Raw genomic sequence first — 12,617 nt, 5'->3', positions numbered from 1 at the left:
CAACATTTGCCGTCAACGCTCAGGAGCAAAACATGACTCCATTGGAAATTGTCAAAAGCACCTATGAAGGCGAAACCTCCGAAGAAAACGGTCGCAGCCTTCAGGCGCATCTGGCTCCTGACGCCAAATGGACCGAGGCAGCGGGTTTTCCCTATGCGGGAACCTATACCGGTTTTGACGAGATCGCGAAGAACGTGTTTGCGCGGTTGGCTTCAGAATGGACCGGCTATCGGTTTGTCCCTGAAAATTATGTAGCCGATGACCACCGCGTCGTCGCCTACGGCACCTACTACGGAACGTATAATGCAACCGGTAAGGCATTTTCGGCGCGCGTTGCACATGTCTGGCAGGTCGAAGACGGCAAGATCGTAAAATTCGAACAGTTCGTCGACAGCGCGCCTGTAAAGGAAGCGATGGAATAGTTCATTCCATCTCATCTGAATACCGATTTCACTCAACATCAGTCGGCGGGCTCAAAAACGCGCCGCCGATCAAATCTCGGGAATGAACCAAATGATAGCAGCTCTGAACAATCAATCCCCGCGGGTTCTCAGCATACTGCGGGTCATGACGGGTCTTTTGTTTATGGCTCATGGAACCCAGAAAATACTGAACTTCCCTACGCCGCCAGAGTGGGAGGTCGCAACATTCTCGATGCCATGGTTTGCTGGCATGATGGAACTGTTCGGCGGTGCCTTGATTGTTCTGGGCCTTTTTACGCGCCCGGTCGCGTTCCTTCTGTCCGGTTTGATGGCCAGTGCTTACTTCATAGCCCACGCCCCGCTGAACTTTTATCCGATCCTGAATGCCGGTGATGCCGCAATTTTGTACTGCTTCATCTTCCTGTACTTTGTATTTTCCGGCCCAGGTCGCTGGAGCCTTGATGCCAAGATGGGCCGCGAATAGCTGAGGAGGAATTGGATGACTCATTCAAAATCGCGCCGAAAGATTCTCGCAGGAATTACTTCTGCTACAGGAAGCCTACTCCTGTCCCGGACCGCATTTGCTGCGGAGTTGACACCGCGCGCTGCAGAAGGGCCATTTTATCCGACCAGATCTATGCGCATGAGCGATATCGACAGTGACTTGGTCAAGATCGCAGGGCTTGTTCGCGAGGCAGGCGGGGAAATCATTATGCTCAAAGGCCAGGTCACGGATCGCGATGGCATCCCGATAACGGGTGCACGGATCGAAATTTGGCAATGTGATGTGAATGGAAAGTACCTGCATCCCGGCGATGATCGTCCGGTTCCATACGATCAGGGTTTTCAGGGCTTTGGTCACGATATCACGGATGAGGCTGGCAATTATGCGTTCCGCACGATCAAGCCAACCAAGTATCCGGGGCGCACACCGCACATCCATGTGAAAGTCTTTGATGGGCGCCGAGAGGTGCTGACCACGCAATTCTATATTGATGGTGATCCGGACAATGCGAAAGACGGGCTCTATCGCAGGATGTCGAAGACGGAAGCCCGGGCAGTATCCATGGCATTCACTGAAGGGCCGAAAGGCGCAGAAACTACCGTAAACATTGTTGTCTGACGGCTTCGGTCGGATCAAGAAAGGAACAGATTGTGAAAAAAGCATTGATCGCCGCAGCCATGGCAATCCTGACACCAGCCATTGCCACAGCACAATCCGCAGATGCCTTCACCCATGTCGCAGGCAACGTCTATTTCTTCCAGAACGGCAGCTACAATTCGCTGGTTGTCGTCACCGACGAAGGGACCCTTGTTGTCGATCCAAACGGCCGCACGGCACAGAAACTGCAGGACAATCTTCCCGCACTTACGGATCACCCAGTGACGCACCTGATATTCTCGCATTCGCATGGCGATCACGCCTCGGGTGGTGACGTCTATGGCGACGATGTTCAGGCCATCGCGCATTCGAACGCTCCGGTAACACTGGGAGGCGTTAGTCTCGATCTCCAGTTCGACCAGGAGCATAGCTTGCAGCTGGGCGAGAACACGATCGAACTGACCTATCTAGGGCCCGGAGACGAAGAGGACATGATCGCAACGGTCGTGCGCCCTGAAAATGTGATCTTTCTTGTCGATGTCGCTGCACCCGAACGCATGTTCTACACCAGCTTGGGTGGTGACAATGTTGAGGGTTGGTATCAGCAGATACTCACCGCCGAAGCGCTCGATTTCGATATCTTCGTGCCGGGCCACGGTCGTGTAGGCAATCATGACGACCTAACAAACGTTCGGCTCTATATGGAAGAACTGCGCGCAGATGTTTTGAAAGGGCTGCAAGCCGGCAAATCGACGAACCAACTGGTCGAAGAACTTACCTACACCGGACGAAGCCATTGGCAGCAATACGAATCCTGGCGGCCGAGTAATGTGCGCGGCATGGCTCAGCATTTGATCAACAGCGGAGCAGTTGAGAAATGAATACCTGCCTACTTTGAGTTTGTAACACGGAGGTTTGCAGCCGACTGTGAAAAGCCGGATAGCGATACCCAGTCATCATAAAGTTGCCACAGCGGACGTTGTTTTGGCACCCGTTCAACGGCGCTGTGCCGCTTGCGAACTTCTGCACGTGCGATACTCAGCAGTGAATGGCAACTCTGCGGCGGTGTGAGTTCAGCTTGACCTCAATCTCGCGCATGCCGCGAACGGCAGCAAAGGGCCGATCCCCTCAAGGCCAAGCTGAGTCCAATTCTGTTGAATTTTGCACGACCACGAGCTGAAGCTAAAAAAACACCATTTCGGATTGATTGGCAGGCCGATCTTTCATCGACTTTGAAGTCGAATTTCAAGTATTAACTAATGCCCTGCTAAAAGTATTTCGGCAGGGCATGATAGGAGACCTCATATCGGACGGAATGTGTCAGTTCTTGCCGGGGCGGATTTTCTTTAACCGGTTTCGCAATAGCGGGGCAGTTTGAACCGATACCGGGCCTCACCACTGTCCACATACACGCGTTTTTCTATGCAGGCCGTGGTGCCAACAGTTTGGGAGATCGGCGCGTCGGTCGACGTGACCGAGGTCGCGGACCCGTCGGGTAATCGAACCGAAGCGATAACTCCGTTCTTGAGGTCCCCGTTGATGGGTGTCGCCGACAGGACGTTCACGGTCATGAATGCCTCATGCTCATGTTCGCCGCTGTCGTTGAAGACCAGCAATCCGGCGGCGACGGCGATAAGACCCACGCCACCTGCCACAGGTAAACCCCAGGTTTTCATGAAGGCATAAATCGAAACGGCGCGGTGCGGTCCAAACAGCCTGGAAAGAACGTTCAGCATGGTCTTCTCGTTAAAAAAGCCCCGGTCCGTTCAGGCCGGGGCTGTCTGTGCGTTAGGGGCGCAGATCGTCTTCGTCTTCGTCGTCAGCACCGCCTTTGGGCAGGTTGAAGAAGCTGTCCGCATCGATGATCGGTTCGTCTTCTTTCTCTTCCGCAGGTTCATCAGACAGCGAGAAGGTCTCCAGACCTTCAATGGCGGTCGGAATCTTCGGCGCGGCGTCCATTTCCAGCGACTGCTCGGTCGAAACCAGTTTGCGACGCTCGTCATCGCTCATGACGCCGCCTTCTGCTGCTTTCTTGGCCGCGGCTTTCTGCACGATCGCATCCAGCTCGGACTGTTTGCACAGGCCCAGGGCAACGGGATCGATCGGCTGCATGTTCGAGATGTTCCAGTGCGTGCGCTCGCGGATCGACTGGATTGTCGGCTTGGTGGTGCCCACCAGCTTGGCAATCTGACCGTCGCTGAGTTCTGGATGGAACTTCACCAGCCACAGGATCGAGTTCGGACGGTCCTGACGCTTGGACAAAGGCGTGTAGCGCGGACCGCGACGCTTTTCTTCGCCTGCCGCCGAAGGATTGAACTTTAGCTTCAGCTTATGCAGCGGGTTGTTCTGCGCCGCGTCGATCTCGTCCTGGGTCAGCTGGTTGTTTGCGATGGGGTCGAACCCTTTCACGCCTGCTGCGACGTCGCCGTCTGCGATGCCCTGCACCTCAAGCTCGTGCATGCCCACGAAATCCGCGATCTGCTTGAAGCTGATCGTGGTGTTGTCCACCAGCCATACGGCTGTTGCCTTGGCCATAAGCGGTTTTGCCATCAGCCCGTCTCCTATAAATACATCTGTCCCGTCGCCGGAATTCGGCGGCCCCTTGGTCTTGGGGCAGGTTTCCGTTGTCGGGGAACTTGGGGTCTATATAGTCGCGCAAAGGCAAGAAGGGAAGAGGCGAATGCGCTGGGTGATGTTGTGGATTCTGAGTGCCGTTGCAGCGTTTGCGGACGGCGAAAAGGCAGGCGAGTTCGACTACTACGTTCTGTCACTCAGCTGGTCGCCCAACTGGTGCGCCCGCGAAGGTGACGCGCGCGGGTCGGACCAATGCGATGCGCGCCATGATCACGGGTGGATTTTGCATGGTCTGTGGCCTCAGTACCATCAGGGCTGGCCTGCGTTTTGCCGAACATCTGAGGCACCACCAACACGTCGTTTGACACGCCAAATGACCGATATTCAGGGCAGTTCCGGTCTGGCATGGCACCAATGGAAAAAGCACGGGACCTGCTCGGGCCTCAGTGCGCCTGATTATTATGCGCTGTCTCGGCAGGCGTATGAGGGGGTCGAGCGCCCTCAGGTGTTCCGCAGGCTGGACGCCACGGTCAAATTGCCGGCCTCGGTCGTCGAAGAAGCCTTTCTGAAAGCCAACCCCGGCCTTGAGCGCGACATGATCACTGTCACGTGCAAGCAGGGCTATATCGAGGAAGTGCGCCTGTGCCTGTCGCGCGACCTTGAACCCGTGCCTTGTGGGCGAGACGTGATCCGCGATTGTACGGCCAAAGATGCGCAGTTTGATCCGATTCGTTAGAGTTTCTTGTTCTGGCAGTCGCGCGCATATTCCAGCGCTTTGGCCGTGCCTTTCAGATCGATTGCCATCACCGTCTCACCCGCGGGGTTATAGACCGTCATGGTCTTGTTCTGCGCAATCGCGTTGACGAAGCTGCGGTCGGTAAAGAACACCGTCGCCCCCGGCACGTCACGCTGATTGAAGCCGATGGCTGTGGCGTCATAGCTTTTGCCGTCCAGGTCGAACCGGATCGGATAACTCTCACCCTGTTTAATGTCGCCCCACGCCTTGTTGTAGACGGCGAAATACCCGCGATTGTCCAGCGCGTCATAGCCAATGCGCACCACCGAGAGATCCTGATACACCGTCTGAATCAGACACCCATTCCCAAGCGCCGGGTCCATCATGATGTTCCAGCCGTCAACAAAGCCCCTGTCGATGAGTTCCTGCGACAAAGCGGCGGTGGCGGTGAAGGCGGCGAAGGTGAAGGCGAGAAGGCGGGTCATGACAGTTTCCAAACACATTGGTCCTTAAGTCCTAGTGAACTGTTAGCCTTTTAGAACACCAAAGTCAGCGCCTTGTTGTTGAATTTGCATCAGCAGCGATATGAAACAGTTCCCCTAGACTTCGGGTGTTTTCAAGCAGTCGAACCTTTGCATAATTGGCAGGTGACATTTGTCAAAAGCACTCTCGAGGTTAAAAAGTGTTTAAGTTCGGACTTTTCGGCAAAAATACAGACGCAAAGGCTGAAACGAACGATCAGCAGATTGTCATCGCACAGTTGAATGCACGCGTTCAGCCTATGGATCGTGGGGATTACTTTGAGGACCCATTGGACGAGGTGCTTCGAAGTGCAGACTTGGGTGAGGTTACTGGTGGTGGCACTCAGTTAGCCGGAGATCCAGACGGCATCGCGTATTGTGATCTCGAGATCGCGATAAATGATGAAACCGATGCAACCATTCTGAAAATCACGCGAACCCTTGAGGAATTGGGAGCCCCAAAGGGATCGTTTTTGAAGTTTTCCTCTGACAGAGCGGACGTCCCCTTCGGTCAGGCTGAGGGAATGGGCATTTTTCTTAACGGAACGGATTTGCCGGATGAAGTTTATGCAAATTCTGACGTAAACGAAACTATAGGGCACCTTGAGAAGTTGTTGGAGAGTATCGGTAGTTTTCGGGGCTATTGGGAAGGAAGCAGCGAAACGGCTCTGTACTTTTATGGAGGTGACTTCGAACTGATGAAGAAGGCGGCCGCCCAATTTCTCGAAGAAGATCCCCTATGTGCAAAATCGCGTATCGTACAAATTGCATAAACCGCGAGCGATAAAGCTACAACTCTTTCCTTGCTCTCAGCGCCGCTGTGATCGTCCCGTCATCCAGATAATCCAGCTCGCCGCCAATCGGCACACCCTGCGCCAGTGAGGTCAGGCGGACCTGCCCCTCCAACTGATCCGCTATGTAATGCGCGGTGGTCTGACCATCGACGGTGGCGTTCAGCGCAAGAATGACCTCGGTGATCCCTTCGGCCAGAACCCGATCTTTAAGCCGGGGGATACGCAACTCATCCGGGCCGACGCCATCCAATGCCGACAGCGTGCCACCCAGCACGTGATAGCGGCCTTTGAAGACACCGGCACGTTCCATTGCCCAAAGGTCGGCGACGTCCTCGACCACGCACAGCTCTCCGGTCGCGCGGGCCTCGCTGTCGCAGATGTCACAGATGTCGGTGGTGCCGACATTGCCGCAATTCAGGCATTCGCGGGCGGTCACCGCCACTTGCTGCATCGCATCAGACAGAGGCGTGAGCAGCAGCGCACGCTTGCGGATCAGGTGCAGCACCGCGCGACGGGCCGAGCGAGGCCCGAGACCGGGCAGCTTGGCCATCAGGTCGATCAGATTGTCGATATCGCTGTTCGAACTCAACGCGCGTGCTCCTGCAAAAGGGCCGGGCAGGGGTGCCCGGCCTTTGGGTCGTCAGGAGTGTCTATCAGAACGGCAGCTTGATGTCTGCGGGCAGACCCATGCTTTCGGTCAGTTTTGCCATCTCGGCCTGCGAGCGTTCGGCCGCTTTGGTCTGTGCATCCTTGATGGCCGCCAGGATCAGATCTTCGACAACTTCTTTGTCGTCGCCATTGAAGATCGACGGGTCGATGTCCAGACCTTTTAGCTCACCTTTGGCGGTGGCGGTGGCTTTCACCAGCCCCGCGCCGGATTCGCCGACAACCATCATGTTGTTCAACTCTTCCTGCATGTCCGTCATCTTGGTCTGCAAATCCTGTGCGGATTTCATCATCTTGGCCATATCGCCCAGACCGCCGAGTCCTTTGAGCATTGCTTTTCTCCTGCAAATCGATTTGTCGCCTAAATACGGATGCCGCTGGTATGGTACAAGGGGAGAGCTTCTCCCGCTTGGCGTCAAGGCCTATAGCAAGACCTATCCTCCGCTTGGGCCCAGGAGTGTTTCCGGTTTAGGCGCAAAGATCAGTCTTCTTCGAACGGGTCCCATTCGTCTTCGACCTCAGGCAGGGCTTCGGTTTCGACCTTGGCCGCGCGTTCTTCCGGAGTTTCGATCCGCTTGATGCGCGCTTTGGGAAATTGCATCAGAACGGCTTGAACCATTGGATGTTGTTCGGCTTGCGCTTTAAGCGCCAGATCGGCTGCATCGCGGACCTCGGCGATCGTCGCGGCATCCCCGTCTGCCACGATTGAGACAGCCCATCGGTTCCCGGTCCAGCGTTGCAATGCTGAACCAAGTCTTTGCGCCAGGTCGGTCGGGGCGTTGTCAGTGGGTGTGAATTCGATCCGGCCCGGGGAATACGAGACCAGACGCACGCCGTTTTCGACCTCGACCAGCAGTTTGACGTCCCGGTTGGTGCGGATCAGTTCGACCACGTGTTCGAAGGTCGGATAACGCGCCAGCGCAGTCTGGATGTCTTGAGCCAATGCTGCGGTGGGTGCGCCTGCCGGGCCGCGTTGCGCCGAAAGATGCGCCGACGGCGTCGTCTGCGTGGGCGCATGACTCGGCACGGCTACACCGCCGCCGGGCCCTCCATTCGGCGGGGGAGGAGGCGCGTCCTGCAGCCGTTTAATAAGTTCTTCCGGACTTGGCAGATCGGCCACATGGGTCAGACGAATAATGGCCATTTCTGCCGCCATCATCGCGTTGGGTGCAGCAGAGACTTCTTCCAGCGCCTTCAGCAGCATTTGCCACATCCGCGTCAATACCCGCATCGGCAGCGCTTCGGACATCTGTTGACCGCGCGCGCGTTCATCCGGTGAGACGGTCGGGTCCTCGGCTGCATCCGGAGTGATTTTCACGACAGAGACCCAATGGGTGATTTCCGCCAAATCCCGCAGGACGGCCAGCGGATCGGCTCCTTCGGCGTATTGGCCGCTCAGCTCAGTCAATGCCCCCGCCGCATCTCCACGCAGGATCATATCCATCAGATCCAGCACCCGCCCGCGATCCGCCAGGCCCAACATTGCGCGAACCTGATCGGCGCTGGTTTCCCCCGCACCATGTGAGATCGCCTGATCCAACAGCGAGGTGGCATCGCGCGCGGAGCCTTCGGCCGCGCGCGTGATCAAAGCCAGCGCGTCTTCCGCAATCTGCGCGTTTTCCGCCGCAGCGATTTTGTTGAGCAAACCGATCATGTCTTCAGGTTCGATCCGGCGCAGGTCGAACCGCTGGCAACGAGACAGCACGGTTACCGGCACTTTGCGAATTTCGGTTGTCGCAAAGATGAACTTCACATGCTCGGGCGGTTCCTCAAGCGTCTTGAGCAGCGCGTTGAATGCGCTGGTCGAGAGCATGTGGACCTCGTCGATAATGTAGATCTTGTAGCGGGCACTGGCAGCGCGATAGCGGACGCTATCGATGATCTCGCGTATGTCGTTCACGCCGGTGCGGCTGGCGGCGTCCATCTCCATCACGTCGACATGGCGGCCTTCCATGATGGCAACGCAGTGCTCGCACTGGCCGCAAGGCTCAGTCGTTGGTTTGCCTTCGCCATCCGGGCCGATGCAGTTCATGCCTTTGGCGATGATCCGTGCCGTGGTGGTTTTACCTGTACCGCGAATACCAGTCATGATGAAGGCTTGCGCGATCCGGTCCGCCTCGAACGCGTTTTTCAGCGTGCGCACCATTGCGTCCTGTCCAACCAGATCTGCAAAGGTTTCGGGGCGGTACTTGCGGGCAAGAACCTGATAGGCGGGGCTGGGCGTTTCGGTCATGTCTGCTCTGTCGGATTCGTGTCAGAAACGCAGCGTAGAGACCCGCGCCGCCCGCGTCCACAGCAGGCTTTGAGGAAATTCGGTTTGGACTGCTTCGGCAGTCAGGATAAACCGGCACTCGTGGTCGGGCGGGCCGAAGATAAAAGGAGCGCGAGCGTTGGCAAATTTTGCAATATACCCGCTATGCGTTGGTTCGGGCACCTTGGCACTGTCCCCACTGCCAGGTGGCGATGGCGGATATGCAGAAGATTTGACGGTGATGTACGACTGGACCCCCAATCTGGTTGTATCCATGACCACCGAGGCCGAGATGCAGCAACTGGGTGCAGGCGGCTTTGGTCAGGATGTTCAAAACAAGTCCGCGATCTGGATGCACCTTCCGGTCGAGGATTTTGGTACGCCCCCACCGAAGATCGAAGCTCTTTGGCCGAAGGTAAGCGCAACCGCGCGACAAATACTGTCCGGCGGAGGACGTGTGCTAGTGCACTGCCGGGGCGGTTGTGGCCGGTCGGGGATGATTGTCTTGAGGCTGATGATCGAAAGCGGAGAAGATCCAGACCTCGCACTTGGCAGGTTGCGCCTGGTCCGGCCCTGCGCGGTGGAAACCGACCAGCAGATGGCCTGGGCCATGAAACAGGCCCAGAGCGATTGATGAAACAAGATCAGGCGGTGGCCTGCTGTACGACTTGCTGCGATGGGTGCGGCGCAAGGGCCGATGCCTGCAGCATGGCGCAAGGCAAAGTAGTCAAAACACCAGAAGGCAAAGTGGCGAATTCCGGGCCAAACATCATGTCGGCGTAGTCGTCCAGCATATCTGCCGGGTCGCCTGCGTTTGCCCCGCAATAGACTCTGATCTGCGATGGGCTGGCGCGAAACCGCGCGGTGCAGCCCTCGGTGCAATGGGCCAGCTCGCCGGAGCCTTCCACCTCAAACTCGCTGGTTGTTACCGGTTGCGCTGTGGCCATTGCGTCGGTCAAAGCCCGAGCCATTCGGGCCAATGCGGGGCAGGTTTTTCCCGTTTTCTGGCACAGGGTTGCGGTGAATTCGTGGGTCGTTGTCTTCCAGATCATAATGCGCCCTCCGCGCGGTGGACGGGGGACGTGGAACAGGGAACTCAGCGCACTGAAGACCTGTCCGGACACCCCGCCCGAGTTTCGGTTTCTACTTCGATGGCAGGTCTCCTGACTTGCAGGTCATCGCTTTGCCGACCTTCCCAGTCTTTCGACCAGTGGTGTTTCGGCATTGCTCACCGCTTACAGTTGCGGGGGCAGTCGCGGCCTTGGTCCGTTCCGGCATCGCCGGGCTGGACCGCACCGTGTTCCCTTTTCATCCCGTCCCAATATAAGAACGAGAACCATCACGTAATCGCTACCGGTTGCCTAGGGCCTGAGTCAAGCTGGCTCTTTTCCGTCCTTCAATCGGACGCTTGGTCACTTTGAAAATCTATTGACTTTAGCCGGGTAAAAGCGCCGATTGCTACAGGTGAACCGAACAGTTCAGATGCTTGCGAGGGCGCGATGTTGGACAATACTCCGACGGTTTTGACCGAAGATTTTGTGTTTTCTGCCGGGGAGGCCAACCTTTCCGCACGTTTGTACACGCCTGTTTCCGCGCCGGATGTGGCCGTCGTGATCCATGCAGCCACGGGCGTGCCGCGCGATTACTATCAGCATTTCGCACAATGGTTGGCCGTAGAGCAGGGTATGGCCTGTCTGACTTATGACTATCGTGACTTTGGCCATTCGCTGCGCGGGCGTCTGCGCGACTCCCAGGCTACGATGGCCGATTGGGCGTTGATCGACATGCCTGCCGCCCGGGCTGAAATGCGGCGCAGATTCCCCGCCGCACAGCAGTGGAGCATTGGCCATTCGGTCGGTGGAATGCTGGGGCCAATTCAGCCGGATATTGAGCAAATCGATCGGATGATCTGTGTCTGTTCAGGTTTGGTGACTTTATCCGACCACCCTTGGCCTTATCGCGCGCTGGCGACAATGTTTTGGTATGGCCACCCGCCATTGCTGGTAAAGGCCTTGGGATATCTTCCGGGCAAGGCGCTTGGATTCGGCTCGGACCTTCCGGCACGCGTTTATTGGCAGTGGCGCAAATGGTGCACGGCTGCGCTGAACTACGTGCCGGATATCGGCAAAACCCTTCCAGATGCCCGTTGGGCCGCGTCGGAAACACCCGTTGATCTGTTCACAATGGACGATGATCAGGTGGTGCCCCCGAACGCGGTTTGGCGGTTGGCCGATCTGTACGGTCCCAAAGCGCGCCGGCATCAGCTAACGCCGAAGGACTTTGGTTTGACCGAGGTCGGCCACATCGGCGCATTTGCGCGCCGAAATGCAGCCATCTGGCCTCGGTTGATTGCCTGAGCCGGTACTTACAGCCTTTTGCGGGATTTCTTGTCCTGCATCACTGACCGTACCATTTTGCCAAAGGCTTTGTCGCGCGCACGAGATTGGGCCACGGTTTCCGAGTTCCTTTCATCCTCGCGCCGCAGCTTTCGCCAACGCTCCAACCGCTCGGCGTCCAGTGATCCGTTGGCAATCGCGCTCTGTACAGCACATCCCGGTTCGGCCTGATGCTGGCAATCGGAAAAACGGCAGGTCTGAGCCAAATCCAGAATGTCGGAAAAGACCTCATCGACGCCATCCTGCGCATCCAGCAACCGCAATGCCCGCATGCCGGGTGTGTCGACCAGCCATCCGCCGTTCTGCATTGGGTGCAACGCGCGCGCCGTTGTCGTGTGCCGCCCGCGCGCGTCGTCCTCGCGAATACCAGACGTTGCTTCATCCAGACCCGTCATGGCGTTGGCCAGTGTAGTTTTGCCCACTCCAGATGAGCCGACCAGTGCAGCGGTCTGTCCTGTCGGGCACCAGGACAGAACTTGCTGCACGTCCATAGCATCCAAAGCATTGATTGCCATCACAGTCAGAAACGGAGCCAGCGACTCGGCGGCTTTGGAGTACTGTTCAGAATCGGTGCAGGTATCGGCCTTGGTCAGGATGACGACCGGGTAACAGCCGGCTTGATGGGCCAAAGCCAAGTATCGTTCCAGTCGGGCCAGATTGAAGTCAGCATTGCAGGAACTGACGATGAACAGCACATCCACATTAGCAGCAATCAACTGAGCCTCGGCCCCGGTTCCGGCGGCGCGGCGTTTCAAAAGGCTTCGACGGTCCAGCAAGTACTGAACGCGGTTTTGATCATCCGCCAGTACCCAGTCACCAACGGCAAAGTCGCCTGTCGGTCGGTTGGGGCTTAGCAGCGGGGCTTCCCCACTGTCATTTGCGCCGATCAGGCGGTCGCGGTGAACCTCTGTGATGCGAAAGGGAACGCATGAAGGATTGGCCGCGTGTTGAGCGGCAAAGTGTGAGGACCATCCCAGGTCCGAAAGTGTAAAAGACATTGGTCTGCCTGTGTTCAGATACAGCGAGCCGACTGGATGGCGGTCGCGCATCCATCGGTGATGTGTTCAGGCAGGTTCGAGAATGGGTCTCAGAAACGGTTTGCCTGAAGGGTTTTCGCTACAATCATAAAAGCCCTCCTGTGGCTACGGGTCTGAG

Annotated in this window: 16 protein-coding genes and 1 riboswitch; of the genes, 8 read left to right on the top strand and 8 right to left on the bottom strand. The window is 57.1% G+C overall.

Translation table 11 applies throughout. The annotated features are described in order from the left end of the window. Window positions 1-32 precede the first annotated feature (32 nt). The 4 genes from GOW16_RS16825 (at window position 33) to GOW16_RS16810 (ending at window position 2,405) form a co-directional block, all read left to right on the top strand. Window positions 33-422: a nuclear transport factor 2 family protein gene (locus GOW16_RS16825; RefSeq protein WP_170417119.1), complete on the top strand. Its 390-nt coding sequence runs from the start codon at window positions 33-35 to the stop codon at window positions 420-422. Window positions 423-513: 91 nt separating this feature from the next. After that, the gene (locus GOW16_RS16820; protein WP_254429822.1) at window positions 514-906 is read left to right on the top strand and encodes a DoxX family protein; all 393 of its coding nucleotides are present in this window, start codon (window positions 514-516) and stop codon (window positions 904-906) included. A gap of 15 nt (window positions 907-921) precedes the next feature. After that, window positions 922-1,545, top strand: a complete 624-nt coding sequence (locus GOW16_RS16815) for a protocatechuate 3,4-dioxygenase (RefSeq protein WP_170417114.1) — start codon at window positions 922-924, stop codon at window positions 1,543-1,545. A 32-nt stretch (window positions 1,546-1,577) separates the two neighbouring features. Then, on the top strand, window positions 1,578-2,405 hold the full coding sequence (locus GOW16_RS16810; protein WP_170417112.1) for an MBL fold metallo-hydrolase: 828 nt from the start codon (window positions 1,578-1,580) through the stop codon (window positions 2,403-2,405). Between the two features lie 465 nt (window positions 2,406-2,870). On the opposite strand, the gene GOW16_RS16805 is transcribed toward GOW16_RS16810, so the two are convergent. Both GOW16_RS16805 and GOW16_RS16800 read right to left on the bottom strand, forming a co-directional pair. Continuing rightward, window positions 2,871-3,260: a hypothetical protein gene (locus GOW16_RS16805; RefSeq protein ID WP_170417110.1), complete on the bottom strand. Its 390-nt coding sequence runs from the start codon at window positions 3,258-3,260 to the stop codon at window positions 2,871-2,873. A gap of 52 nt (window positions 3,261-3,312) precedes the next feature. Further along, a complete protein-coding gene (locus tag GOW16_RS16800; RefSeq protein WP_170417108.1) occupies window positions 3,313-4,074 on the bottom strand; it encodes a DUF1013 domain-containing protein in 762 nt (253 codons plus the stop codon). A gap of 130 nt (window positions 4,075-4,204) precedes the next feature. On the opposite strand from GOW16_RS16800, the gene GOW16_RS16795 reads away from it, so the two are divergent. Beyond that, window positions 4,205-4,834, top strand: coding sequence for a ribonuclease T2 family protein (locus GOW16_RS16795; protein WP_170417106.1), 630 nt, complete (start codon window positions 4,205-4,207; stop codon window positions 4,832-4,834). On the opposite strand, the gene GOW16_RS16790 is transcribed toward GOW16_RS16795, so the two are convergent. Next, entirely contained in the window at window positions 4,831-5,319 is a 489-nt protein-coding gene (locus tag GOW16_RS16790; protein WP_170417104.1) for a hypothetical protein, read from the bottom strand. The genes GOW16_RS16795 and GOW16_RS16790 overlap by 4 nt on opposite strands. Window positions 5,320-5,516: 197 nt before the next feature. On the opposite strand from GOW16_RS16790, the gene GOW16_RS16785 reads away from it, so the two are divergent. Then, window positions 5,517-6,128: a hypothetical protein gene (locus GOW16_RS16785; RefSeq protein ID WP_170417102.1), complete on the top strand. Its 612-nt coding sequence runs from the start codon at window positions 5,517-5,519 to the stop codon at window positions 6,126-6,128. Between the two features lie 16 nt (window positions 6,129-6,144). Here GOW16_RS16785 and recR read toward each other — a convergent pair whose 3' ends face one another. From recR to GOW16_RS16770, 3 genes are all read right to left on the bottom strand, one after another. Then, the gene (recR, locus tag GOW16_RS16780) at window positions 6,145-6,738 is read right to left on the bottom strand and encodes a recombination mediator RecR (RefSeq protein WP_170417100.1); all 594 of its coding nucleotides are present in this window, start codon (window positions 6,736-6,738) and stop codon (window positions 6,145-6,147) included. 64 nt (window positions 6,739-6,802) lie between these two features. Continuing rightward, complete coding sequence (locus tag GOW16_RS16775; protein ID WP_170417098.1) at window positions 6,803-7,147, bottom strand: YbaB/EbfC family nucleoid-associated protein; 345 nt, start codon at window positions 7,145-7,147, stop codon at window positions 6,803-6,805. A 149-nt stretch (window positions 7,148-7,296) separates the two neighbouring features. Then, entirely contained in the window at window positions 7,297-9,048 is a 1,752-nt protein-coding gene (locus GOW16_RS16770) for a DNA polymerase III subunit gamma/tau (protein ID WP_170417096.1), read from the bottom strand. Window positions 9,049-9,205: 157 nt separating this feature from the next. Between GOW16_RS16770 and GOW16_RS16765 the strand changes: the two genes are divergently transcribed. Next, window positions 9,206-9,700 (top strand): protein-tyrosine phosphatase family protein, encoded by a 495-nt coding sequence (locus GOW16_RS16765; protein WP_254429821.1) that lies wholly within the window; start codon window positions 9,206-9,208, stop codon window positions 9,698-9,700. A gap of 10 nt (window positions 9,701-9,710) precedes the next feature. Here the strand turns inward: GOW16_RS16765 and GOW16_RS16760 are convergent, their stop codons facing one another. Next, window positions 9,711-10,118: a hypothetical protein gene (locus tag GOW16_RS16760; protein WP_170417094.1), complete on the bottom strand. Its 408-nt coding sequence runs from the start codon at window positions 10,116-10,118 to the stop codon at window positions 9,711-9,713. Between the two features lie 84 nt (window positions 10,119-10,202). Further along, window positions 10,203-10,421: riboswitch (cobalamin riboswitch) on the bottom strand. Between the two features lie 144 nt (window positions 10,422-10,565). On the opposite strand from GOW16_RS16760, the gene GOW16_RS16755 reads away from it, so the two are divergent. Then, entirely contained in the window at window positions 10,566-11,423 is an 858-nt protein-coding gene (locus GOW16_RS16755) for an alpha/beta hydrolase family protein (protein ID WP_170417092.1), read from the top strand. An 8-nt stretch (window positions 11,424-11,431) separates the two neighbouring features. Here GOW16_RS16755 and rsgA read toward each other — a convergent pair whose 3' ends face one another. Continuing rightward, window positions 11,432-12,460: a ribosome small subunit-dependent GTPase A gene (gene rsgA / locus GOW16_RS16750; protein WP_170417090.1), complete on the bottom strand. Its 1,029-nt coding sequence runs from the start codon at window positions 12,458-12,460 to the stop codon at window positions 11,432-11,434. Window positions 12,461-12,617 lie beyond the last annotated feature (157 nt).

This window comes from Ruegeria atlantica (assembly GCF_013033965.1).
Lineage (GTDB): Bacteria > Pseudomonadota > Alphaproteobacteria > Rhodobacterales > Rhodobacteraceae > Ruegeria > Ruegeria atlantica_D.
Note: the sequence above shows the minus strand (reverse complement) of the source record. Positions and strands in the feature narration are given on the sequence as shown.